The 23190-nt window shown below is 54.5% G+C and carries 18 protein-coding genes and 3 pseudogenes; 9 read left to right on the top strand and 12 right to left on the bottom strand.

Features of this window, described 5'->3' with window-relative positions; translation table 11 throughout:
- Positions 1–209 precede the first annotated feature (209 nt).
- A complete protein-coding gene (locus tag K3T82_RS29690; protein WP_220197131.1) occupies positions 210–755 on the top strand; it encodes a hypothetical protein in 546 nt (181 codons plus the stop codon).
- Between the two features lie 265 nt (positions 756–1020).
- Positions 1021–1728, top strand: a complete 708-nt coding sequence (locus K3T82_RS29685) for a hypothetical protein (protein ID WP_220197130.1) — start codon at positions 1021–1023, stop codon at positions 1726–1728.
- Between the two features lie 61 nt (positions 1729–1789).
- Here K3T82_RS29685 and K3T82_RS29680 read toward each other — a convergent pair whose 3' ends face one another.
- The 7 genes from K3T82_RS29680 to K3T82_RS29650 all read right to left on the bottom strand — a co-directional run bounded on the left by K3T82_RS29680 (position 1790) and on the right by K3T82_RS29650 (position 11524).
- Positions 1790–4510: a PEP/pyruvate-binding domain-containing protein gene (locus K3T82_RS29680; RefSeq protein ID WP_220197129.1), complete on the bottom strand. Its 2721-nt coding sequence runs from the start codon at positions 4508–4510 to the stop codon at positions 1790–1792.
- 81 nt (positions 4511–4591) lie between these two features.
- Positions 4592–4945, bottom strand: coding sequence for a TetR/AcrR family transcriptional regulator C-terminal domain-containing protein (locus K3T82_RS29675; RefSeq protein WP_220197128.1), 354 nt, complete (start codon positions 4943–4945; stop codon positions 4592–4594).
- Positions 4933–5202: a TetR/AcrR family transcriptional regulator gene (locus K3T82_RS29670; protein WP_220197127.1), complete on the bottom strand. Its 270-nt coding sequence runs from the start codon at positions 5200–5202 to the stop codon at positions 4933–4935. Before K3T82_RS29670 ends, K3T82_RS29675 begins: the two co-directional genes overlap by 13 nt.
- A gap of 159 nt (positions 5203–5361) precedes the next feature.
- Positions 5362–5580 carry a hypothetical protein gene (locus tag K3T82_RS29665; protein ID WP_220197126.1) on the bottom strand — a complete coding sequence of 73 codons (219 nt, stop codon included), beginning with the start codon at positions 5578–5580 and terminating at the stop codon, positions 5362–5364.
- Between the two features lie 53 nt (positions 5581–5633).
- Complete coding sequence (locus K3T82_RS29660; RefSeq protein ID WP_220197125.1) at positions 5634–7952, bottom strand: S53 family peptidase; 2319 nt, start codon at positions 7950–7952, stop codon at positions 5634–5636.
- A gap of 426 nt (positions 7953–8378) precedes the next feature.
- Positions 8379–10283 carry a glycoside hydrolase family 127 protein gene (locus K3T82_RS29655; RefSeq protein ID WP_220197124.1) on the bottom strand — a complete coding sequence of 635 codons (1905 nt, stop codon included), beginning with the start codon at positions 10281–10283 and terminating at the stop codon, positions 8379–8381.
- 35 nt (positions 10284–10318) lie between these two features.
- On the bottom strand, positions 10319–11524 hold the full coding sequence (locus tag K3T82_RS29650) for an ROK family protein (RefSeq protein WP_220197123.1): 1206 nt from the start codon (positions 11522–11524) through the stop codon (positions 10319–10321).
- Positions 11525–12226: 702 nt separating this feature from the next.
- Here K3T82_RS29650 and K3T82_RS29645 point away from each other — a divergent pair.
- The 3 genes and pseudogenes from K3T82_RS29645 to K3T82_RS50210 all read left to right on the top strand — a co-directional run bounded on the left by K3T82_RS29645 (position 12227) and on the right by K3T82_RS50210 (position 15605).
- The gene (locus K3T82_RS29645; RefSeq protein ID WP_220197122.1) at positions 12227–13519 is read left to right on the top strand and encodes an ABC transporter substrate-binding protein; all 1293 of its coding nucleotides are present in this window, start codon (positions 12227–12229) and stop codon (positions 13517–13519) included.
- A 180-nt stretch (positions 13520–13699) separates the two neighbouring features.
- On the top strand, positions 13700–14668 hold the full coding sequence (locus tag K3T82_RS29640; RefSeq protein ID WP_220197121.1) for a carbohydrate ABC transporter permease: 969 nt from the start codon (positions 13700–13702) through the stop codon (positions 14666–14668).
- 62 nt (positions 14669–14730) lie between these two features.
- Positions 14731–15605 (top strand): annotated as a pseudogene (locus K3T82_RS50210) (carbohydrate ABC transporter permease).
- A 143-nt stretch (positions 15606–15748) separates the two neighbouring features.
- On the opposite strand, the gene K3T82_RS29630 reads toward K3T82_RS50210, so the two are convergent.
- The 3 genes from K3T82_RS29630 to K3T82_RS29620 form a co-directional block, all read right to left on the bottom strand.
- On the bottom strand, positions 15749–16648 hold the full coding sequence (locus K3T82_RS29630) for a cytochrome c oxidase assembly protein (RefSeq protein WP_220197120.1): 900 nt from the start codon (positions 16646–16648) through the stop codon (positions 15749–15751).
- Positions 16649–16925: 277 nt separating this feature from the next.
- The gene (locus K3T82_RS29625; RefSeq protein WP_220197119.1) at positions 16926–17810 is read right to left on the bottom strand and encodes a LysR family transcriptional regulator; all 885 of its coding nucleotides are present in this window, start codon (positions 17808–17810) and stop codon (positions 16926–16928) included.
- A 40-nt stretch (positions 17811–17850) separates the two neighbouring features.
- Positions 17851–18480 carry a class I SAM-dependent methyltransferase gene (locus K3T82_RS29620; protein WP_220197118.1) on the bottom strand — a complete coding sequence of 210 codons (630 nt, stop codon included), beginning with the start codon at positions 18478–18480 and terminating at the stop codon, positions 17851–17853.
- 136 nt (positions 18481–18616) lie between these two features.
- On the opposite strand from K3T82_RS29620, the pseudogene K3T82_RS50915 reads away from it, so the two are divergent.
- The 3 genes and pseudogenes from K3T82_RS50915 to K3T82_RS29610 all read left to right on the top strand — a co-directional run.
- Positions 18617–18757: pseudogene (locus K3T82_RS50915) on the top strand (NAD(P)-binding domain-containing protein); the annotation flags it as partial.
- Between the two features lie 26 nt (positions 18758–18783).
- On the top strand, positions 18784–19566 hold the full coding sequence (locus K3T82_RS49270) for an NAD(P)-dependent oxidoreductase (RefSeq protein WP_220197117.1): 783 nt from the start codon (positions 18784–18786) through the stop codon (positions 19564–19566).
- Positions 19567–19650: 84 nt separating this feature from the next.
- Positions 19651–20364, top strand: a complete 714-nt coding sequence (locus tag K3T82_RS29610) for a hypothetical protein (RefSeq protein ID WP_220197116.1) — start codon at positions 19651–19653, stop codon at positions 20362–20364.
- A gap of 126 nt (positions 20365–20490) precedes the next feature.
- On the opposite strand, the gene K3T82_RS29605 is transcribed toward K3T82_RS29610, so the two are convergent.
- Both K3T82_RS29605 and K3T82_RS29600 read right to left on the bottom strand, forming a co-directional pair.
- Complete coding sequence (locus K3T82_RS29605) at positions 20491–20820, bottom strand: hypothetical protein (protein ID WP_220197115.1); 330 nt, start codon at positions 20818–20820, stop codon at positions 20491–20493.
- Between the two features lie 478 nt (positions 20821–21298).
- Entirely contained in the window at positions 21299–21832 is a 534-nt protein-coding gene (locus K3T82_RS29600) for a hypothetical protein (protein ID WP_220197114.1), read from the bottom strand.
- Between the two features lie 539 nt (positions 21833–22371).
- Between K3T82_RS29600 and K3T82_RS50200 the strand changes: the two are divergent.
- Positions 22372–23156: pseudogene (locus tag K3T82_RS50200) on the top strand (nucleoside phosphorylase).
- Positions 23157–23190: the final 34 nt, after the last annotated feature.

Raw genomic sequence — 23190 nt, 5'->3', positions numbered from 1 at the left:
CACCTGGGAGCAGGCATACATCCATATGACGCGTATCGTAAGGGGAGGTGAAGCGCGCTGTCAATTGAGTAGCTCACAGTTGGTCTCAACTGTGACAGCCATGAGCCGCATGTCCCCAAATAGCCCCAAATACGCGTTGAGGCTTGCTTTCCTGCATGTACTCTGGTAAGAATTATGACAAAAGCAACAATTATATGTAGGAGCGTTCTATGCAGAAAGACAATATCTCCCTTCATTCTTTGGGATCTTTAGTGCAACGACAAGGAATTCTCCTTGCCTATTTGCTATGTGCCACTTTGCTATGTGTCACTATTTTAATATTTCTTATGCTCGTGCTTGGAGCACCATTTTCTGATAATGTTATAAACAGCATCCTCACTCCGATACTGCATCTTGTCATAGTGGCGACTCTCTTTTTCTTTGCGGGGAGAATCATCGTACGTCGAACGGGAAAGGTCAAGTTTGCGCTTCTTGGGGGACTCCTCATAAGTTTCATCTATGGCCTTTGCGCTTACTCCTTTATTGGAATGCTCATCTCTGAATATAACGTGTATATGAATTGTGGAACGTTCTTTCCGAGCACCCATCAGATTTGTACATTAGTGGAATACTATCCATTTTCGCTAGCAATAATCCGCATGGCGATTCTCGTGGAAGCGCTGCTCCTGGGTTGGCTTATGAGTTGGCTTGGAGGATGGATAGAGATGCATCAACGCAAGCGTCATTTCAAGAATATAGATGCGCAAGCCTTTTGAGAGCCGCTGTAGTTGTTGTTGTCTCGACAACAACGATGATCGTCTACACTATTCAATTGTTTTCGCGACACCACTTAAGTGATGTAGATGGTAAATAAGGCGAAACTTCGACCGATTTTTTGGCCCTATGTCGGAAATCGGCGCGAAACAGGGGAATCAACCAAAGTGCGTGCGGAGGGTGGCTCTAGAAGCGATTTTCGACACTCGACAAATAGAAATTCAATGCCAATGGGCATGGTTGTTTAGCAATGGAGGCTCTCACGACATGTTTACACATTACGAAGACTTGCTCCTCGGCATGGTTGAGGAGATCAAGAAGAAGCCGGCTTTCAATGTCATCGAGTTCAGGCAGGGGCCACTGGGCGAGTACTTGGGCGACGAGGCAGCAGCCCTAGGGATAATTAAGAAGCTGGCAGAAGTAGACCTTGACGTGTCCATGAACCGTTGCTATCATCGCTTCTCGGATTTCGCCCTCTACTGGAGATCCCGAGACAATTCGTCGCTTGGGGGCGAGTTCAACCTCAGCCATCTGTTTGTATCCATCCTGCAAGGTGTACCGGCGTGGCTCACAGCTGAGAGATGGCCAGAGGAGGAACGTGAACTGCATGCGGGATTCCGAATCTTCGATAGCCAGCCGCATGGCGGAACCGGGACATTTGCCGCGATTCGCATACCCAGTGCTTCCCGCGAACCATTGAACCCGGAGGTGTGGTATTTCGACATCACAAACGGTAGCACCAAACTCGACATCGATTATTGTGACTATCTCCACATGTTGCTCCTGACCAGGGGTTGCTACTATTGGCAATACTTGTTTGCCGATCCGAGCGCGGTGAAGCACCACTTCAACAACCTCAGCAGCGTCGCGAAGTATCTCGGCGAGCTGCTTGATTTCCTGTCACAACAGTTTCCCGATCAGGATTACACTCCCCTCCGTCAACGGCTGGTAGAAAGAGTCGCCGCCAACTCATGAAGCCACGAAGCAGAGATGGCACCGAGGTATCCGAGCCGAAAGGCAGATTTGACTTCCATAATTATCTATTGTGTTGTCCTCCGTCGGCGTTTTCAGAATGTCCTCGCTCTTCAGGTTCGATGCTCACGGTTCCGCTAATGCCATCGACAGTTATTAATTGTCCGGTAGTTAGGCGGTCTGTGGCGTGGGGAACGCCCACTACAGCGGGAATACCATATTCGCGCGCCACGACGGAGCCATGTGACATGGGGCCACCCATCTCCATTACCAGTGCGCTCGCGGTCAGGAAGAGGGGCGTCCAGCCTGGATCAGTGGAGGGCGCGACCAGGATTTCGCCCTGCTCCAGTCGTGCTCCCGCTGGATCAAGGATCACGCGTGCCCGGCCAGTGACGCGACCTGGCGAAGCAGCGATTCCGCGCAGTGAGTCTCCTCCTTCCGCGTGTGGAGCACTCAGTAGCGTCTCCGGGTCCGTTCCATCGGAGAGCAGGACGCGCGGGACGTGCTTGCGCCTGAGTTCATAGGCATAGGTGTCGTGCCTTGCGCGTACTATCTCGCGGAAGTCCTGACCATTGAGGGCTGTGCGTACCTCTGGCAGATAGAGGAAGAAGATGTCGCCAGCCTTTTCCAGGCGTTGCGCTCTGACCAATTCCTCACCAATGGCCCAGAGATGCGCACGCGCGTAGGCGAAGGTCTTAATAACGAAGAACTTCGGAAACTCGCGAATTCCAAGCAGGGCGCGCATACGCGAGAACGCGAAGTTGAGAGCCTTGCCGCGAAGCCAACTCTTCTGGCGTGCTCGCTGCCGCAGGGTTGCCATCATCTCCTCCGCCTCCCGCGCGCCGCGCTCGAACTGGATATCTGGTGCTTGCTCCGGTTGGGTATGGTTCAGGTAGTTACCCAGGATCTCAATGATCGGCTCTGGTTGCTCCGACCAGCGCGGGAGGCCCATGTCAATTTCGGCTACCCCACGATGCCCATAGGTACGCAGAAAGCTTGCCAGTCCTTCCGCGAGTACAGGAGGAAGCTTCCCTTCGCGATAGTCGTGCGTTATCTGAGCGGAGTTCGCACCGCGCATCACAGCCAGGGACACGGCGTCCCGCTGAATCTTTTGTGCCAGGGACCAGAGTTCGAGGTCCATTTCGGTCGTAACGTTGAGGGGCAGGCTACGCATAGTGGTCTGAATCTCATCGCCACTCGCGATCCCATCCAACAGCCTGTATGTCAGCAGAGTTGAGATCATAGCCGGGCCCATATACGTTAAAATTCTCCGGATATTGGCTGGGAACGTTGAGCATAGCTCCTCAACTTTCGCGAGCCGCTGCTCCGCGCTGGCATGCTCGGGAATGTGTGCCTTTTGTTCCAGTTCTGCTACAAGGTCAGCGCGCATTCGCATAGCCTGCTCAGGATGGCGAAAGCCATAGAGCACGCGCCGGAGGATCCCTACTCGTAGCAGGATGCGCGCCAGGAAGAGCAGCGAGGCCGGGCGAGACTTCTTCGTCAGGGGAAACCTCTTATCGTGGCTCAATTCCTCAAGGATAGGTTGGCTGCGCGCCTCCATAACGCCCATCAACGCGGTCAAAATTGGGCGACCTAGCCGATTGCTAAAGGGTGTGGTCATATCCAGGTAGAGACGCATACCAGCTTCAAGCATGAATGTGGGCTCACCTGGAATATGAGGAGGCATGCCAAGGAGGGTGGCAACCTCTGAACCTATCCTGCGAAAAATTGAGGCCCCCATAGGCGTTAAGGGGCGGAAGACACCTTGCGCGACATTGAAAGAGAAGTAGGCGTGCAATGTCTCTGGGCTAGTGGGCTTGCAGGCAGGCAGGGGATAGAGCGTCGTAATAGGACGCGCCTGGGTAAGCCAGAGTTTGTGCTGATCATCGAGCGCCCATTCAATATCCTGTGGAGCATGATAATACTCCTCTACGCGCTGTCCCAATTTTGCCAGTTCTTCAAGTTGATGCTCATCCAGGCACACCTCCTGAGATGCTTCCAACGTGACATGCTCGGTTCCGCCGCCAGCTGTACCGCGTATCAGCATCTTCTTCTCGCCAATGTGCTGCTCAACAACCTCGCCCGTCGAGGTGTTGACCACGAAGTGGTCCGGATTGACCGCGCCTGAGACGACGGATTCGCCCAGACCAGGATTAGCATCGATTACGGCCTGATTCCGCTTGCCAGTCAGAGGATTGGCGGTAAAGAGGATACCCGCGACCTGTGCCTCTACCATGCTCTGCACCACGACAGCCAGTTGAACGCTGTGTGGATCAATCCCATTGCTCGCGCGATAGCTGACGGCGCGATCCGTCCAGAGCGAGCCCCAGCAGCGTCGTACCGCATCCAGCACAGCCTCGACCCCTACCACATGCAAATACGTATCCTGCTGCCCCGCGAAGCTCGCGAAAGGGAGATCCTCAGCTGTTGCCGACGAGCGCACTGCTACGGGGAGCGCTTCATCTCCCGCGAGTTCGCGGTATGCCTCTTGAATTGCCGCGCCAACCTCTTCCGGCATGGAGGTGGCAAGCAAGCGGGTGCGCATAGTTGCTGCCAGTTCATGCAGGCGTGCTTGATCGCTCGCAGGTGTCGCCGCTAACTCGTCCAGGGTTGCGTCCAGGTCTAGAGTCCCAGTGACCTGCTTATAAGCTGATGTCGTGATACAGAAGCCGGGCGGCACCGGGAAGCCTGTCTGCGTCAGTGCTCCCAGGTTGGCCCCTTTGCCACCGACCCTGGCGAGCATACTTTCGTCTACACACTGAAATGGCAGAATGAATCCATTCATAGAATGTGTCTCCTTTGACTAATCTATTTGGAATAGTCTCTTAATTAACTGGCTGATCAATCAAAAATAGGTGTAAAAAACTCAGTGCGGGTTAATCCCATCGAGCATGGTGCGGGTGAGCACCAGAGCGATCTCCTCATGGCTATAGTGCGCGAGACTCAAATCACCGACTAGAAAGCGGCGCACAACGAAGCCCATCAGACTACCAGCGAAAAACTGAGCCACGAGCGCGAAATCAATATCATCGCGAATGGCCCCTTTCTCACTCTGGATGCGTAAGTAACGCTCAAGAAAGCCAACGATGCGCTGGACTAAGCTCTTTGCTGCTTCGCTCAGATCGGAATTACGAGAAACCTCGGAGATGATGACGCGCATCATGCCCGACACTTGCTCACTCTCGACAATGGGTAGCACGCGTCGAATCAATTGGGGCAAGAAGATCTCGGGGGCTGGACCAGCATCTCCTCGGGAATATGCGCGAGCACCTGGACCGGAGAACGCTCTTCCAGAACCGCTTGCAACACCGCCTCTTTGTTCTCAAAATAGTAATAGATCAATCCGGGTGTAATGCCAGCTTCACGCGCCACATCCTTATTGGTCGCTCTGACAAATCCCTTCTCCACAAACACGCGCATCGCGGCATCCAAGATCTGTTCCCGTCGATCCTCAGTCTCATGTGCCCAGCGTGGCATAGCCCTCGCTCCTTCTCTGTTTGACTAATCGATTAATCAGATTATAGACAATTGAGAATATTAAAGTCAAGGGAGCAGGCTTGCTGATGTTGTTTATCTAAAAGCAAAGAGGGAACTGTTTCGCGTGAAACAGTTCCCTCTTCGGTGTAACGTAGAAAGCTAGAGGTGGGCGTAAGTTGTGGAGAGTTTGATGGTCGCGGCGTTCGCGTCGAGCTCTGTCCAGCTATGCAGGCCCTTACCGGCATAAGCCCAGACCGAGCCATCAGATCGCCACTGGTACACATTGCCATTGGCTGTGATAGCCTTGGTCTTTATGTTATCATCTAACTTGGTCCAACTGGTGCTGTTGCGTACCCAGACACTTCCATCGCTATGCAATTGATAGAGATGGCTCGCATCTGCCGTGATGGCGGTAGTGGCGGTATTGTTATCTAGCCTGGTCCAGGTGCCCCGATCAATTGCCAGATATCTCCTTTGGTGTGGAGAACATAGAGGTTATTCCCTCCTACCGCTATAGCCTTGTTGGAGGTATTCTGATCCACCTGTGTCCAGCTATGCAAGCCCTGACCAGCATACTTCAGGACCTGCCCGCTGGAGCGCAACTGGTAAAGCTGACCATTGCCGCTCGCCGCGATAGCCGTTGTCAGGCTATTATCATCAAGCTCAATCCAGTTATCGACTCCATTGCCTCCATACTGCCAGATCTGTCCACCCTTGCGCAACTGATAGAGATGACCGACGCTATCCGCTGTAATCGCGATGGTCGATGTATTATTTCCGATGATACGCCAGGCGTTAACGGTTCCGCCAGTGTAGGTCAGAATGGTGCCATCCTTGTGCATGGCGTAGATGTAGTTGTCGTTCGCCACCACATTCGCCAGAGCCGTATTGCCAGCGATGCTGGTCCAGCTATGCCAGCCCTGACCATTGTAGAGATACATATAGCCATTGCTCTGCAACTGAAGCAAGCGTCCGTTATTGGGCTGTGGGCTTGTCATGGTAGAAGCGAGCCCAACCAGATTGGGCACGCCAAGGCCGGTCACAAAGTCCCACCCGGCGGTTGTCGTATAGTAGTGATTATCGCCACTGACGACATCATAGTAGGCAGAATTGATGCGCGCCTGGGCTGTATTCAGATTATAGAACTGTTGGGGTCCGACAGGTAGCGCGACCTTGGCGCTCAACAACTTCTGGTTTACCAGGACCATCCCCGCCGCGAGAACCGGGGCTGAGATACTTGTGCCGCCAGCATAGCCGTTGATGCCGTTGAAGGTGAAGGCTACATTGATAGCGATAGCCGAAATGTCTGGAGTTTGACGCTTTCCATTCGTGTAGGTTGGGTTCTCGACGCCAAACCAGCCCTTCTGCCAGGCGGGACGCGCGTAGACCTCGCTGAGCCCCCCGGTGGAGCCCCACGAATTGTTGCAAGATTGCCCGCTTACAATCGGGCCTGACCAGGCTATTTCGTTTGTGCGATTGCCAACGCTATCCGTGTAGAGGCGCGTCCCACCTACAGCGACGGCATAGGGTGAGCTAGCTGGGAAGCCGACTTCCAGGTTATTGGTATTGCCGCTCATGTAGGCTCCGCAATCCCCACTGGAGACGTAGACAGTCAATCCCAGCCCCTCGGATAACACCTGCATGCTCTGGTTGATCGCGTCGCGCACATTCTGGTCGAAATAGGTTTCGCCCCCTATCATACTGACGCTTACGACATCGCCAGCATGGGCTGTGCCAGTGTTGTCATCGATGATGCGGTTGAGCGCGTCGTCAATGTCCAGCCAGGCGCCCGCCGTATGGTTGCCATTGCCGGTGCGGTAGCTCTGATAGTTCTTGATCGTGATCTCAGGGGCCATCGCAGCCGCCATCTCGATGTCTAGCGCGGTCTCTCCCATTTCGGGCATAACGCTTTCATGGACATTGATGGTCTCAAGCGTCCCGCGAAAGCCGATACAGTCAAAATATGTCTGCGTATCGCTGCTATCGAAACTGCCGATCTCGACCAGATTTATCGTGCGTCCCTTCCCTGTGAAGCCCTGCTGCCAGAGGCTATCGGCCCCATAGGCATGAGCCATCTGCGCAGGTGTAATCGCGCCTGAAGCATAGGTGCAGGAAGCTTGAGCCTGGCTCGACTTTTGCGCGGTTGTGGGATTAAAGTTGAGTGAGCTCTGCGCCACTGCCCCATAATTGTCCAGCCCAGTGACCGCGAGAATCTTCTCCGCGATATCATTGGGCAATTGTGGCATCTTCTTGGGATCGGGCGTAAAGAAGGTCTCTCCGTTAAGCTGGTGGACTACAAAACGCGTCTGCAAGATCTTCGCTAGCGTGCCTGCTGGCGCGTCGATGGTCATTCGCGTGCGTGACTTGCTCAGTTGGAGTTTAGCGCCCGGACCTTGAAAGAACTGCTGGATTCTCTGGTAATCACTATCCTTGATGCCCAGAGTATCCGCGAGGTTGTTATTCTCAGCCAGTCGATGATCTTTATTTTTTGCCTGCTCCATCGCCTTGGGATCAATCTTAAATGTGAGCGCGGCATGCAATGGTTGATTATCGGGCAATACGCCTGTAACTGGCGCATTCAAGGCTTGTGGTGGTAAATGCAAATCCTGAGCGGTCATATGAGGAGAGACCGCGCCTACGATCTGGGTTGCACCATACCCCAGGAGGACCACAATTGCCAGGGCGAGAACGACACTCATCCACTTCCATAAATGAGATCGCGCTATAAATGTTGGCAGTTTGGACGCCATACAGTTGACACCTTCCATGTTGCTACACTGTATTAACTACCCCTTCAGATGAGCCTTCTATCGCTATAAAGAAGGGTAGTATTATAAAATCTAATCTCAACGATTATACTTGAAGCTGTCCTTAATAAGTGGATTTTGGGAGCTTAGTCCTAAATTCCTTCCCTATTTAGGGTCATATAGGAGTGCCGCTGCTGAAGCGACGCGGCTACATATGGGGGGAGATGACGTAGGGTGGTCTGAGGGAAGGAGCAGGCTAAAGCGCTGCGGCTACATATGTGCTTTCTTGCGTATCGGGACGGCCTCCCATTGGATGTGGAGTTTGGAGGCGTGAGTGCAAACGTTTGAATGGATAAAGCAGTCCAGAACGCCCGCAAAAAGAGCAATGGCATCATATGTAACCGCGTCGCTTCAGCAGCGGCATTCCCTTTATTCAGGCTTGATGGGGAGCCAGACCTGCATTGGTCCGGGCTCGCGGTTGGCCCAGGCGTAGTACGGAATGGCGGTCAATTGCGTTGGGGTGTAGGTTGGCTGCTCCTGCCCATAGGGGCGGTAAAGCTGCCCCTGCCAGCCCTGGTCGGTGTGGGCGAGGGCCTGCGTTTGTGCTGTAACAACTCCTCCTAGTAGATTAGCGTCAAAGTGCTCACTCCACTCAAACTGGCGCGGCAGAGTGATATCCCAAACATCGGCCTGATGGTCGGCCTGCTCTACACAGTAGAGCAGGGGGCCGCGAAGTAGCGCGACACGCCCATTGTTGTTTGAGACGTGTGGATGGCTGGTCACGGCGCGCATCGCCAGAGGCAGTACAAGCTCGACGCGGTCACCAGCCCGCCAGTCGCGTTCGATATGGTAATAGCTGCCGGGCCGTACTGGCGCGGTAAGGGCTTCTCCATTAACGTTGACCGTCGCGCCCTCCGCCCAGGCGGGGATACGCAGATTGAGCTCGAAGGTCGTTTGACCCGTCTCTGGCTCAATGCTGAACTCGATCTTACCATCCCATGGATAATTGCTGCTCTGTCTCACAGTGAGCGCGCCGCCCTGGGGGAGATGCACATTGGCCTCGCTGCTAGCGTAAAGATGAGCCCAGAGCGTATTCTCAGAGGTCGTGTAGAGGTAGCCCGGAAGAGAGGCAAGCAGACGAGCGATATTGGGGGGGCAGCAGGCGGTTCCAAACCACGGTTGGCGGCGATGCTTGCCCCGATCCGCCAGGGGATTCTGATAGAAATAGCTCTCGCCATCCTGCGAGATGCCTGAAAGCATCCCGTTATACAGAGCCAATTCCAGCGCGTCGGCATAGGTGGACTCGCCAGTGAGCAGGAGGAGTCGCCACGCCCACATGATATGCGCGATGGAGGCGCAGGTCTCGGTATAGGCCCGGTCATTAGGGAGTTCATAGGGCTCGCCAAAGGCCTCACCTTCGTAGCGTGAGCCCACGCCGCCCGTGATGTATACCTTGTGCTCTTGCAGATCGGACCACAGGCTATTGACGGCGTCCAGTAGCGCTTGTTCTCCCGTTTGCGTATAGGCATCGGTCGCGCCGGAGTAGAGATAGAGCGCGCGGACCGCGTGTCCCACTACCTCATTCTGCTGCCTGAAGGGCGCATGATCCTGATGGTATGTGCTACCACCAACGACAGGCGGCTCAAGTCCGCGATTATCGATGAAGCGCTGCGCCAGTGCTAGATAGCGCTCCTCGCCAGTCTCGCGAGACAATTCGACCAGGGCCATCTCAATCTCAGGATGCCCGCATGTACCCGCGCGCTCACCAGTCCCAAAAACGCTATCGATATAGTCCGCGAAGCGTGTCGCGACATCCAGCAATGTTGTCTTGCCCGTGGCGCGATGATGGGCCACGGCAGCCTGGAAGAGGTGACCCGCACAATACAGCTCGTGCATGTCGCGCAAATTGCTCCAGCGCTGGTCCGCGTTCTCAAAGGTGAAGTATGTATTCAGGTAGCCATCTTCCCCCTGAGCGGCGGCGATCAGACCGATGACCTCATCCACCTCCGCCTCAAGCCTCTCATCCTTCTCGGCTGCCAGCGTCCAGGCCACCGCCTCGACCCATTTATAGACATCCGAATCGTTGTAGAACATGCCCTGGAATGGCCCCTGAATCTGTCCTGCGGCTCGCTTGAAGTTATCGAGACGTCCAGTCGTCACGCATTGTTGGTACTGTGAGGGCAGCGTAATCTCACGGTTAACCTGTCGGCGTGGCTCCCAGAAGGCATCTTGTAGGCGCACCTGACGCAGATGGAGTGGGCGCAAACTGGCAAGTTTGCTGCTAGTGGTATCGACTATGAAGGGTTCATGGGTCCGTGTGTGCTGTAGTGTCATAAAAGAATATATCCTTTCATGGTTCAGGGCACTTCTTAGCTTTTGGTCGTGAGGGCGAAGAAGTCCTGAAGAACCAGGCTACCCGCGCCACGTGCCCAATTGTTCATTGTTGTATTCGCCTCGATAATGAGCGATAATTCTCGCCCTAATAGCGAGAAGGTGTGCTCCTTCAGCGTCGCGAGAATGGTTTCCTGCATCATCTCGACGCGGTGTCCCTCGCCGCCATAGATCATGATCTGGGTTGGATTATACAGATTGACCAGGGTTGCCAGTCCCATACCCAGATAAAAACCAGTTTGGCGAAACGTCTGGATCGCCGCTTCATCGCCGTGCCGTGCGCGAGTGTACAGCTCATCAATCATAAATTCATCCACCTGATCCCTCGCGAGATGCTTGAGTTCGCCACCCATTTCGCGATAAGTCTCGGTGATGCCATTATCGGCGATATAAGCCTCCAGGCAACCCCGATTGCCGCACTCACACAGGCGCCCATTGGCTGAGATCGGGATATGTCCAAGCTCCGCGCCGATGCCCTGCGCGCCCCGGTAGAGCGCGTTATTCACCACCGTTGCCAGACCGAGTCCCCGCCCAAGCGTCACAATCAGGAAATCGCGCCACCGCTGACCTCGCCCGTAGAGTTTCTCATAGCATGCCAGACAATTGACAGCGTTGTCAACAAAGACTGGCATATGCAAGCGCTCTATAAGAGGATCACGAATAGAAATGCTGTGCCAGTTCAAGAACCAGCTATCAATGGCCTCTCCCGTGTGCGTATTGACCGGCCCTGAGATGCCGCATCCAAGCCCGATGATCTTCTGGCGTGGGACCGCGCAGCGCTGAATGAAATCCTCAACGCACGAAGCGAGCAGAGGGATTGCCTCTTCCCCTCTATCGCGAAGTTGAAGCGGAAGATGACTCAGCTGGCGAACCTCACCCTGCAAGTTTAGCAAGGCCGCGATGACCCGGTGCTCCATCAGGCTCAAACCAACGGCATAGCCGCCTTCGGGGTCAAGTGCGAGTAAGCCTGCTTTGCGACCACCCGTTGAGGCCGCCATGCCAGTTTCAACAACCAGTTGCTGCTCTATAAGGCGCGTAATCAAGCCTACAGTTGTACCCTGGCTCAGCCCGGTCAGCTTCTGAAGCTGAGTCCTAGAAATAGGAGCGTGGATGCGGATGAGATTAAGAAAAGTATTCTGATTAATCTCACGCGCTTTGTGACGCCCAATTGGCGGTATTTGCATTTCCCTGTACCTCAGTTTCTTCCCTGAACTATTGTCATTCATTGACAAAAGTGAATAGAAAATGCTATCATTCCTCTACAGAATGAAGTACAGAGAGGATTTGCATCGTTAAGGGAAGGAAGTTTTGGCAATCATACAGTAAGCATATTATAGCCCATAGTTCGTCAGCTATGGAATACGCATACCCTATGGTGCCGCTCTTAATGAGCGTTGGGGCTATGTGAGATGTTTGCCATCGCCTTCTAGTGTGAGAACTCTCCAACGCGGATGCGTATGTCTACTATACATGGGAGACGTGCTTCCGCGAGTGTAACAAACCTCTGTAACCCGCACATTGAAAAACTCGAATACTGGATCAATGGAAGTTGTAGCGATAGTTGGTTCTAGCAACAATGAGTTCCGGCTCGATGTCGAGTCGGGTTGTTGTCGGCATTTTCATTGTTTAAATGATATCCCTCCGTCAAGCTCACTACACACCTTATAGCCTGTGGCCCCTCTCTTGATCGGAGTTATAAAGCTCTTGTACTATTTTGGCCTGTGGCTTCTCATCATCCAGGCCCTTCGCTGATGGTGCTTGGCCTTGAATGGTGTTCGGCGTGTGTAGGAGCGCGACCGCTTATATCCCTGTTGGGTACTCAATCAGCACATGGTTGAGTGTTCGGTTACATTGGTGTACTGAAAGTGTGACAAGGAGTATCACGTATGTCTCAACAGCGAATTTTCTCGGACATTACGCGTCGTCGTTTTCTACAGTATTCGGGTTCTGCCATGCTGGGCGGCTCCCTGCTCGCGGCCTGCGCGGGCACCGGTGGCACCGGCAATACTAGCGGGAATGGTCCTGTGCTGACCCAGTGGTATCACCAGTATGGTGAGCCGGGAACGCATGAAGCCGTCCTCAAATATGCCAAAGACTACACCAAGGCCAAAGTCAACGTCAGTTGGGTGCCTGGCACGGGTAACGAGTACCCAAATAAGGTACGAGCAGCCCTGCTTGGATCGAGCGCGCCCGATGTATTTGAAAATTCCGCCCTCTCGGTTGACCAGGTCAAGGCTGGTCTGCTCGCGCCGCTGGATGACATCATCGTCGATGCCAAGTCCGACTTTAAGCCCTCCTCGCTAGCCCCCTTTACCGTGGACGGCAAGGTCTATGGTATCAAGATGATCAACGATCCCACCTTTGTCTACTATCGCAAGAGCATGTTCCAGCAGGCCGGTGTCGAGGTTCCCAAGACCATAGACGAGCTTATCGCCATCGTCAAAAAGCTCTCGAACGCCGACCACAAGGCCCTGTACCTGGGTCCCGATGGCGGCGTGGACGCGCTCAATCAGATCGCTGGCTGGGCTGCTGGCGGCGACTTCCTCTCTCCCGATAATAAGCAGGTTATCTTCAACACGGATCGTATGGCGGCGGCCTATGAGAAAATCTACGAGCTCAACGCCACAGGCGCGGTACTGCCGGATGCCCCGACCTTCTGGTGGGACTCCTCGACCTTCCAGCAAGGGCAGGTCGCGATGCAGTGGTGTGGCCTCTGGGCTATGCCTCTGATTCAGAAGAGCGCTGTTAAGGATGACTTTGGCATCTTCCCCTGGCCCGCCCTCGATGGTCAGAGCCAGCCCGCCACCGTCAATGGCGGTTGGGCCGAGATGGTCAGCGCGAAGAGCAAGAATCTCGACGCGGCCAAGGCGTATGTCAAGGAACTCTGGATTACCAATACCCAGGTCCAGAATGACTGGAATGTCGCCTATGGCTTCCACGTGCCTCCTCGTATCAGCACATCGGAAAAGACTCCCAAGCTCACGGTTAGCCCGGCTTCTGACGCGGTAGAGCTCTTGAACAAGTATGGGCATGCCAATTCCTCATACTGGAACGCCACTATGGGTACAACGCTGGCGAACGCCGTCAGCACGATTGTCAAATCGGGCAAGAACGGTAAAGCAACCCTGGACGCGGCGGCGGACAAGTGCAACGATGAGTTGCAAAAAGAGCTTAGCTAACGTCTCTGTCCAGATGGTGTTAAGGTGTGCCACTTTTCATGGTACCCTTAGCACCATTCTTGTTCCTATGAGAGCATGCGCCTTCTTGTTGGACATGCCTTAGCACTCAAATGCTTCGTGGTGTCCTGAGCTGTTCTCTTGTGCTTACTCCTTATGAGAGCAGGTGGAAAGGATAGACATATGAAGTCTTTAACTGCCTCTACCCCCACCGAGATGCAATCCGAGCAGGAATTGCAGCAGCGCGCACGCCAACGTGTGCAGCGCCAGAAGCTAAAGACGGCGCTGATCTTCTGGGGGTTTGTCGGTCCATTGTTTCTAGGATTGATCATCTTCTTCTTTATCCCAATTATCTGGGGGGTGGTTCTCAGCTTCTTTGAGGCCCGAGCTACCGTCCTGCCAACGCAATTTGTTGGCTTGCAAAACTATATTACCATGCTGAATGATGCCGATTTCAGGCATTCATTGCTGGTTTTTACCATCTTTGCCTTCTTTATCGTGCCTACGACGTTCGCGCTAGCTCTGGGTTTAGCGCTGCTCGTCAATAGCGTCAGGTTCGCTCAAGGCTTTTTCCGCTCGGTCTTTTTCTTGCCAACCGCATGTTCGTATGTGCTAGCCTCTATCGTCTGGAAGATGAATATCTTCAATGGCTCTACCTATGGTCTGGCGAATGCGATACGGCACGCCTTTGGCCTTGATGTTATCGTCTGGATATCCAGTCCCAACCCGCCCTGGTACTGGCTGGTCCTGACAACGGTACGCCTCTGGCTGCAACTGGGTATCTATATGATTATCTTCATTGCGGGCTTGCAGGAAATCCCTAGAGAGCTCTATGAAGCAGCCTTTGTCGATGGCGCGAAGAAGGGCTGGCAAACTTTCTGGTCCATAACCTTTCCTTTGCTGCGCAACGCGTCAGTCTCCGTTCTGTTGCTAAATATCATCGCGGCCTTCCAGGCATTCGACGAGTTCTTCAACATCATGACAGGTGGTAACTCCATTCTGGCGCGTCCGCCCCTGGGTGTGCTGTACGACGTGGCCCTGACCAATCAAGATTATGGCCTGGGGAGCGCGGGTGGCATCATCCTGACCTTAATTATCATCATCTTCAGTCTGATACAGGGGCGCTTGCTTGGTTTTGGCACACGTGATTAGAGTCTTACGCAGCAAACCTGTTGAGAAGGAGGAAATTGGTTATGGCGACTGAGGCATCGAGAATGGAGCAAACATCTTCCGCGCCTGAAAGACGCGCAAATGGTTTGACACCTGGAAAGCTTATTAGCATTATCGCACGTTATGGGGCGCTGATTATTCTGGCGATCATCTTCCTATTGCCGTTCTATCTGATCATACGCAATGGGCTGGCAACTGATATGGAGATTACCTCTCCGCGCTGGACGTTTTTCCCGACGACGCTACACTTCGAGAACATTTCAGAGCTCTTCAATGATAGTGAAGTGCTCTTCCTGAGCGGCATGGAAAACTCTGCCCTGATCGCTGTTCTGCAAACGGCGGGCCAGATCTTGATTTCCGCGCTTGCTGGCTATGGCATCGCGCGCATCCCCTATCGCTGGGCGAACCTTGTGCTATACGCGACCCTGCTCACACTGATGATCCCTTCGCGGTCATTTTTGTGCAGGTCTATCTGGTCGTATCGTATCTCAACTGGGTGAGTACCTTGCAAGGACTGGTTGTGCCGGGCCTCTTTAGTGGCTTCACGACCTTCCTGTTCCGCCAGTTCTTCCTGAGCTTTCCCCATGAGTTGGAAGAAGCCGGGCGTGTGGATGGCCTGGGCTACTGGGGCGTCTTCTGGCGCATCGTTGTGCCCAACTCCTATGGAATCATCGCGGCCCTGAGCGTGATTACGTTTATCGCGAGCTGGAACGCCTTCCTCTGGCCCCTGGTCATCGGTCAGGACTCCACCTCTTATACTGTGCAGGTGGTACTCTCAAACTTCCTGAACGCGCAGGTGCTCAATCTGCATGAGCTCTTTATAGGAACGGCTATCGCGATTCTCCCCCTGGTAATTGTATTCTTCCTCCTACAACGCTACATCGTCGAAGGATACAAACAAAGCGGCCTAAAAGGGTAAAACCCTTTTTGATTCGGGACTCCTCAGCGCTAAAGCGCTTCGCGGGGTAAAGGGGTGTGGGCTGGTTTGCTGAAGGCAAACCAGCCCACACCCCTTTACCCGCGAGCCACCGCAGGTGGCGAGAGTTCCCGAAAAAGGATAACTTACCCCTGTTGATGAGAGAAGGGAGTATCTTCATACTCCTCATCCTCATATTCTTCTTCCATGGTGGCGAGGCGAGCATCGGTCTCCTTTTGGCGTGCCTCAAGTTGCAGCATCCAGCGCAGGAAGAGGATACTTGCCATTACGATCATAAAGATCGCGCCTGGAATCCACATCACGGAGCCGCCAATCTGCTGGTCCACGCTGGGCGCGATGCCAAGTGGATTGCGCTTGTAGACATCATAAAGCGGTTGCATAAAGGTCAGGCCCGCGCCAATGACGACCATTGGCATGTCGCTGAGCAGGATGTAGAGCATCTTCTCCAGGATATTGAGCTTATATGCCCGCGCGACCGAAGCTCCGAAGAGGGGCCACCAGAAGATGACACCAGTAAGGAGGTAGCAGGCCTGGGCAATGGCATGTAAAGCGTGATTTTGCATCATGGCGTTAAGGATGGGGGGCGCATGCCAGATCCAGATGTTGGCATTAAAGAGGACCGGCGCGATAAAGGGAAATGTCAGCCATTTCCAGGCGAAGCGCATGAACTTGCCATTGAAGATGGCCTGGGCCAGCCATCCTGGTATGCTCACAACCAGCAGAGGAGAGACAACGAGTGAGACCAGCAGGTGTTGTGTCATGTGTCCGCTAAACAGGAACATCGAAAGTGTGTTGATGGGCGAGATCAAGGCGATAAACAGAATCAGTATGCCTGACGCGAAAGCCACAATCTGGCCCCGGCTCACACGCTCCTGGGGATGAGCCGCTGCCCGGTAGGGTCCAATAGCGTAGAGGTAGAGTCCTGCGATGACGAGAAGGGAAATAAGAAAGACCGGGTCCCAGGCCCACTGGACGTACCAGGGGCGAGCCAGGCTCAGTCCCATCTCCCGCATATGTTCAACCATATTATAATATCCTCTATGATAACCTGGAAAAGGTAACTCTTGCAGAATATATCAAAGCGTGTTGTTTTTAAATGGCATAACTACTCAGTATTCTCGCCTCCTACGGTGGCTCGCAGGGGTCAGGGGATGTCGTCGGGTTTGCCTTCGGCAAACCCGACGACATCCCCTGACCCCTGCGAAACGCTTTAGCGTTGAGAAGTCGCTGCTCTGTATAGTTATTCTATGTCTTATATCATAGAGCACTTCTGACGTTCTGACCAGGGGTCATCTTTGACTATTACTTAGTGACGGCTTGTCGGAGAAGTGAGCAGAACGCTTGAGCGGCCTTGCCCTGAGGAAGAGGAATCGAGCGCGTGATGAGGCCGAAGGGGAGGTGGAGGTCCCAATCCTCGATATTCCTGATGATGGTGCCGCGCGGAGCCTGCCGCGTCGAGATTCGCGGTAGGATCGCCACGCCCAATCTTTCCTTTACCGCCTGCTTGATGACTTCAAGACTCCCAATCTCGATGCTCGCGGAAAGTGATAGTCCCCGCGCCATGAAGGCCTGCTCAATCGCGCTCCGGTAGGCGCAGGGGGGATGAGTAAGTAGCAAGCATTCGCCTTGTAGGTCGCTCAGGGTAATGCTCGCGTGCTCTCGCAGGGGATGCTCGCCTGGTAGGAGCAGGACCATGGGCTCCGTGAGCAGCGGCTCGAAGACGAGACCCGAATTGGTTGGCGGGGGTGTAGAGATTCCCAGGTCAATCTGGTCCGCAAGCAGTTGCTCATGTGTGCGAATAGTGCTTAGCACCTCTATAGTGAGCCGGATGCGTGGATAGCGCGCGCGAAACGTGCGCAGCACTTCTACCAGATGCAGGCGTGCCACCGGCTCAATCATGCCTACGCGTAGCGTCCCGCTCTCACCAGTCGCAAGATCCGAAAGGTCCTGCTGCATCTGCTCGACCTGATTCAACACCTGTTGAGCGTGGACAAGCATTGCGCGACCAGCCGCCGTAAGCTGGATCTTGCGGCGCTGGCGATCAAATAGCTCGACGCCTAGCTCCTCCTCAAGTTGCTGGATCTGAAGCGTAATAGTGGATTGTGCGTACTGCAAGCGATCAGCCGCTTGTACGAAGCTTCCCTCTTCCGCGATAGCCTTGAATGTCTGTAGATGCCGCAGATCCATACATCTTGTCCCCTTCTTTAGATAGATGTGAGTTGTTGTGCTATCGCTCCTTACGGCGTAGTATCATAGACTGGAAGTGCCAGGAGCGCTCTTCAAGGGGGATGGCTTTGAATGACACGATGTCGAAGTATGGAGCGACGGCTTGCTGTAGAAACTCGTCAGAATGGAAAGCGAAGAAGCGTGGTGGCTGGTGCCAATCGTCCTCAATCGGCCCCTCTTCCTCCGCGCCGCCATAGACTCCCAGGAAGAAGAGACCATCGGGGCGGAGCAGTTCACGCAACTTGCCCAGGACGGTAGGTAGGTCGCGGGTTGGCACATGCAGGAGGCAGTTGAGCGCGTAGAGGGTATCGAAGGATTCAGGCGGGAAGTCCAGACTCAGAAAGTCCATCACATGCGCTTCCAGGCCCTTCGCCCGGCAAAGATCGACCATGTCGGCGGAGAGATCGGTGCTAATCACATTCAGCCCGTTATTCTGGAAGAAGAGGCTATCAGTGCCCGTTCCGGCTCCGACCTCAAGAAGCGATGTCTTACCTTCCCACTTCAGGAGATTAAGGAATGTCTGCCGCTCTTCGACCTTCCAGCCATCCTTCTCCATCTGATCCCGATCCTTCGCCATCTCGCGATTATATGAAGCGCGTAGGCTCTCAATAATTGTCTGATAATCGCTCATGTCCTGCTCTCATCCCCTTTTGAAATATCTGATGCTTCTACCTATCAGTAAAAATGAATAGTTGCTTCTAAAAATTTACCTTGTTCAATATAACACATCCTGCTATGCTTGTGAAGCGAAACGAAGTTGCAATAGCATGGAGGTAAACGGAATGAAGAGACGAGTCGGCTTTTTAGGGCTAGGCGCGATGGGCAAGCCCATGGCGGAGCGGCTGGTACGGACAGGCTATGAGGTCATCACGTGTGCGCACCGTAACCAGGCAGCCGTTGATGAATTGGTTCAGCAGGGAGCGCGGCAAGTGGGTTGCCCGGGGAAGTGGCGGCGGAAGTCGATGTTGTCATCACTATGCTACCGGACTCACCCGAAGTTGAGTCGGTCTGCTTTGGTCCGCATGGCCTTGTTGAGGGCAAGACCGGCGAATTGGTCTTGATCGACATGAGTACCGTCTCGCCCCTGGCAACACAGGCTCTCGCCAGTCGTCTGAGCGAAGTTGAAATTGTTATGCTGGACGCACCGGTAAGTGGTGGGATCTGGCGAGCTGCAAGCGGTGAGCTAACTATAATGGTTGGGGGTGAGGAGGAGCAGGTTGAGCGCTGGCGTGAGTTGCTCAATGTACTTGGGTCGCGCGTGCTCCATGTTGGCCCCACTGGACATGGCGCGCTCATCAAGGTTATCAACAACGTCATTGTTGGCATGCTATTGCCTGCCATCTCCGAAGCGCTCACGCTGGGCGTCAAAGCGGGCGCGAGCCTGGATACCATTCGTGATGTTGTCGCGACCTCTAGCGGCAATAGCTATGTCTTCGAGAACTGGCTCCCCAACACGCTCTTCCGCGAGGACTTCACGGGAGGCTTCGCTCTCGAACTGATGCGCAAGGATATTGGTCTGGCCCTGGAGGTTGGGCGCGAACTAGGCGTGCCGTTGCCCGAAGCCGCCCTTGCCTATCAGATCTTCACCCAGGCTCAAGGGCTTGGCTATGGACGCCAGGACATGACCGCCATCAGCAAAATCTACCAGCAGGCAGCCAACATCAATATCGTCACTGGTCAGCCCTATGGTACCGCTACTCAGGAGAGCGCTCTCTAGTCCAGCCCCAAAAAAGCGGAACGGGCGAGGAGCCGCCTCCTGAGAGGTGGTCTCCCGCCCGTTCGCGCCAGAGCGTTGTTCCGGGTGAGCAGCCTAGAGCAGCTGACCGATGATCTGAACCTCGATCCTTGTGTGCAGTTCACCCGCCATCGCGTCTGGGTAGGCCTGATAGAAGTGCGTCGCGAAGCTCTCCCAGGCTTTGTCCAGCGCGCCCATTGCCGCTTGTTCGACGTGGAAGAAGGTGGCCTCGCCGAGGTTGTCGAGAGTGGCGAACTTCTCGACAGTCACGGGGTAGTGGCTCGCGTATCCAGGCACGTCGAACAGCAGATGGAATCCGATGACTCCAGGACGCCCATTGTGGACGTAGGCGACCTCTGCCAGCAGACGGGGCAGCGGGTTATTGTTAGTGTCCCAGTAGAAGGGGTTCCAGAGTGGCACAATGTAGCCTTTCGTCGTTTCTCTATTTGGGAAACCAAGGATGTAATGTATCCGACTCCCGGGAAACCTCTCGTCATTCATGGAGAAGACGGCTGGCAACCTGGAAATCGGAGTCAGGTACAATCGCGTGACTCAGTGCTTGCTCATTCCTTGCATTACGCTCTGTGCCTTTTTCTCACTGCTCTAGCCAAGAGCCCCATCAATGCTGCTGATGATGAGATCGCGCACCAACAGTTCTACGACCAGCCAAGACAAGTGGGAAGAGAGGCAATAGTGATTGCCTTGAGTATAACAGGCTTGGATATGGGGGCGCAAGAGCGAAATGGGGAAGATGCGCAAGCCGCCGATGCTGTCACATAGTCATCCTACACCCCAACCAATGGATGCTGATAGACGGTGCCCAAAAAGCGGAACGGGCGGGGAGCCGCCTCCTGAGAGGTGGTCTCCCGCCCGTTCGCGCCAGAGCGTTGTTCTGGGTTGAGATATTCAGAGCAGCTTGCCGGTGATGGTCAGATTGACCCTGGCATGCAGTTCACCCTTCCTTATCGCGTCCGGGTAGGTCTGGTAGAAGTGACGTGCGAAGAAGAACATGGCGTCGTCGAGCACCACCATGGCATAACGCACGACAACAGGGTCGGTGGCTTTACCGAGGTTGGCGAGGGTGTAGAAATCATCGACGACCACGTTGATGGCCAGATAGCCATCCACCTTGACCTCTATGTGGAGCCCAATGTTTCCGTACCGCCCGTTATGAGTGACGGCAACCTTTGCCAGCAGGCCGAACAGCGGGCTCTTGTCGGAGAACCAGTACGACATGTCCGACACAATATGGCCTTTCGTCGTTCCTATTGATGAGGAAACCGATGATGTAATGCATCCAGCTTCCGGGAAACCCTCTCGTCATTCGTTGTGAAGACGACTGGCAACCTGGAAATCGGAGTCATGTACAACTGCGTGACTCTGTGTTTGCTCATTCCTTTCAGTAACGCTCCGCGCCTCTTGCTCACCGCTCTAGCCGAGAGCCCTATCGATGCCGCTGATGATGAGATCGCGCTTCAATAGTTCTACGACCAGCTATAATAAGTGGGAAGAGAGGCAATAGTGATTGTCTTGAGTATAGCAGGCTTGGATATGGGGGCGCAAGAGCGAAATGGGGAAGATGCGCAAGCCGCCGATGTTGTCACATAGTTATCCTACACCACCCGCCCAATGGATGCTGATAGATGGTGCCAAAAAAGCGCTGGGGAGCCGCGCGCGATGCGCGGCCCCCAGACCAGTGTTGCTCAGTGTGCCGTCACCCGATGGTGAGGTACGCCATCACCTCTCCGCGCTCGTTCAGCAGCGGGTTGTGGAGGGCGACGACGTGCGGGCGGCGCGCCTGCTTGGCCGTCGGCTCGTCCACGATGAAGCGGAAGTTGCCCCCCGCCTCCGGAAAGTCGTCGGGGATGACCTCCCCTGACTCCGGCAGTTCGTCGAGGGTGATCACGCCCTTCCCGTCGGGGTTGAACACGATCTGATCTCCCTCCGTGGTCAGGAGATAGGCGCTCGTCCCCGTGCCGTTGACGTGAAGCAGGTTGCCGATGCGCGTTACATAGAACCAGCGCCTGCCGACGGGGCGCTTCTCCTCGAAGCCCACGCCCGGGTCGACACTGACCCAGCCCTCCGTGTCCGAGAACCTCGCCCAGAGGCCCTGACGGAACCTCACGGTCCGGACGGAGAGGTCGACCCGCTCCCCGTTGTGGGAGAGGTAGGCCCCGGCCCCCTGCGGGACGACGTCCAGCACTCGCGGCTGGTTCTCGCCCTCCAGGTGGAGCATCTGACGTGTCATGCGAACCCCTTAGGGTCAGGCGAGGATGATCCTAATGTATCTTCCTCGCGGTGAATGGGTTTCTCACTGAGTAACTGGTTGCTTGGCCTATGTCTCCCCGAAAGCTGCACCTATGTACAGCGCCTGCTTCGGAGTGGTTCATTATATGAGACGAGGGCCAGTCGTTCTCCGATTCTTCCTGTTATCTTCCGCGAAGTCTCAGCGATCAAGACCACACGATGAACCGATACGGGAATGAACCAGAACCCGGCACCTACTTTGTCAGCGTAAGCCAGCATAAGTGAGGTGACAACCAATTATTTATAACTATAACACATATGTTATATAAAAGATAGGGATGGGCAAATGAATAGTATAACTGCAAAGAATGGTATTGGTCTGTTTATGGGGAAATGGGCCTCGATCATGCATCGATAGACTGTGATATAATGCCATCTACACCCAATCCTTGAGCCTGTCCTTGCCTTCAGGTGCGCTGGTCGTCTTCTCATTGCAGGTTGGTATTTTGTATTTCTTATATACAATATTGAGGGAGATTAATGGATATACGACGCGATTATCCTATTCTTGAGTTTGATCCTGATCCCCTGGCTATGCTAGAGCCTCATAAGCTTGTCCAGCCACGCGATATCCCGACCCGAGCAGTGGCCTGCTTCTTCCAGGATGTGATTGGTACGCTGGTGAAGGAGCACGGCGCGCGTCAGTGCTATACCCTGGAAAGTGAGATGGGGGAGGTTCCAGTTTATGAGCTTGAGTATCAGGGGCAGCGCTTGGCTGTCTTCCATCCTGGCGTCGGCGCGCCCCTCGCGGCGGGCTACCTTGAAGAGATGATCGCGGCTGGCGCTCGTACCATTATGGCTTGTGGAGGCGCGGGAGTACTGGACAATACCATCAATGTCGGTGAGGTCATTGTACCCTACGCCGCTATACGCGATGAAGGAGTCTCGTATCATTATCTCCCCCATCACGCGAAATCGAGGCAGATCCCAATGTCATCGCGACCATCGAGCGGGTGCTCAAGAGCCACGACGTGCCCTATCTCCTGACCAAGACCTGGACAACAGACGCCTTCTATCGCGAGACTGTGGAGAAGGTGCGCCTGCGCAAAGAAGAAGGCTGCAAGGCCGTCGAGATGGAGACCGCGTCGTTTCTAGCTGTCGCCCGTTTCCGTAATGTCACTTTTGGACAACTGCTCTACGGCGGCGACGATGTGGGGAGCGATGTCTGGTCCGACCGTGAGTGGCGCAAGCACGCCATTCGTGAGCGCCTCTTCTGGCTCGCCGCCGAGACCTGCCTTGCCCTCGATGCTCCCAACCGCTGCTAAAGCGACGCGGCTACATATGGGTGGTGGCGTTGGT

It is taken from the genome of Ktedonospora formicarum (assembly GCF_016587355.1).
In the GTDB taxonomy this organism is placed as follows: Bacteria; Chloroflexota; Ktedonobacteria; order Ktedonobacterales; family Ktedonobacteraceae; genus Ktedonobacter; species Ktedonobacter formicarum.
The sequence above is the reverse complement of the archived record's forward strand: the minus strand, read 5'-3'. Positions and strand labels throughout refer to the sequence as shown.

Coding starts and splice junctions, on each gene's coding strand:
- K3T82_RS29640 (WP_220197121.1), top strand. CDS start 13,700: ATGAAGTCTTTAACTGCCTCTACCCCCACCGAGATGCAATCCGAGCAG.
- K3T82_RS29650 (WP_220197123.1), bottom strand. CDS start 11,524: ATGCAAATACCGCCAATTGGGCGTCACAAAGCGCGTGAGATTAATCAG.
- K3T82_RS29680 (WP_220197129.1), bottom strand. CDS start 4,510: ATGAATGGATTCATTCTGCCATTTCAGTGTGTAGACGAAAGTATGCTC.
- K3T82_RS29660 (WP_220197125.1), bottom strand. CDS start 7,952: ATGGCGTCCAAACTGCCAACATTTATAGCGCGATCTCATTTATGGAAG.
- K3T82_RS29655 (WP_220197124.1), bottom strand. CDS start 10,283: ATGACACTACAGCACACACGGACCCATGAACCCTTCATAGTCGATACC.
- K3T82_RS29630 (WP_220197120.1), bottom strand. CDS start 16,648: ATGGTTGAACATATGCGGGAGATGGGACTGAGCCTGGCTCGCCCCTGG.
- K3T82_RS29625 (WP_220197119.1), bottom strand. CDS start 17,810: ATGGATCTGCGGCATCTACAGACATTCAAGGCTATCGCGGAAGAGGGA.
- K3T82_RS29685 (WP_220197130.1), top strand. CDS start 1,021: ATGTTTACACATTACGAAGACTTGCTCCTCGGCATGGTTGAGGAGATC.
- K3T82_RS29620 (WP_220197118.1), bottom strand. CDS start 18,480: ATGAGCGATTATCAGACAATTATTGAGAGCCTACGCGCTTCATATAAT.
- K3T82_RS29645 (WP_220197122.1), top strand. CDS start 12,227: ATGTCTCAACAGCGAATTTTCTCGGACATTACGCGTCGTCGTTTTCTA.
- K3T82_RS29600 (WP_220197114.1), bottom strand. CDS start 21,832: ATGACACGTCAGATGCTCCACCTGGAGGGCGAGAACCAGCCGCGAGTG.
- K3T82_RS29670 (WP_220197127.1), bottom strand. CDS start 5,202: ATGCCACGCTGGGCACATGAGACTGAGGATCGACGGGAACAGATCTTG.
- K3T82_RS29690 (WP_220197131.1), top strand. CDS start 210: ATGCAGAAAGACAATATCTCCCTTCATTCTTTGGGATCTTTAGTGCAA.
- K3T82_RS29605 (WP_220197115.1), bottom strand. CDS start 20,820: ATGTCGTACTGGTTCTCCGACAAGAGCCCGCTGTTCGGCCTGCTGGCA.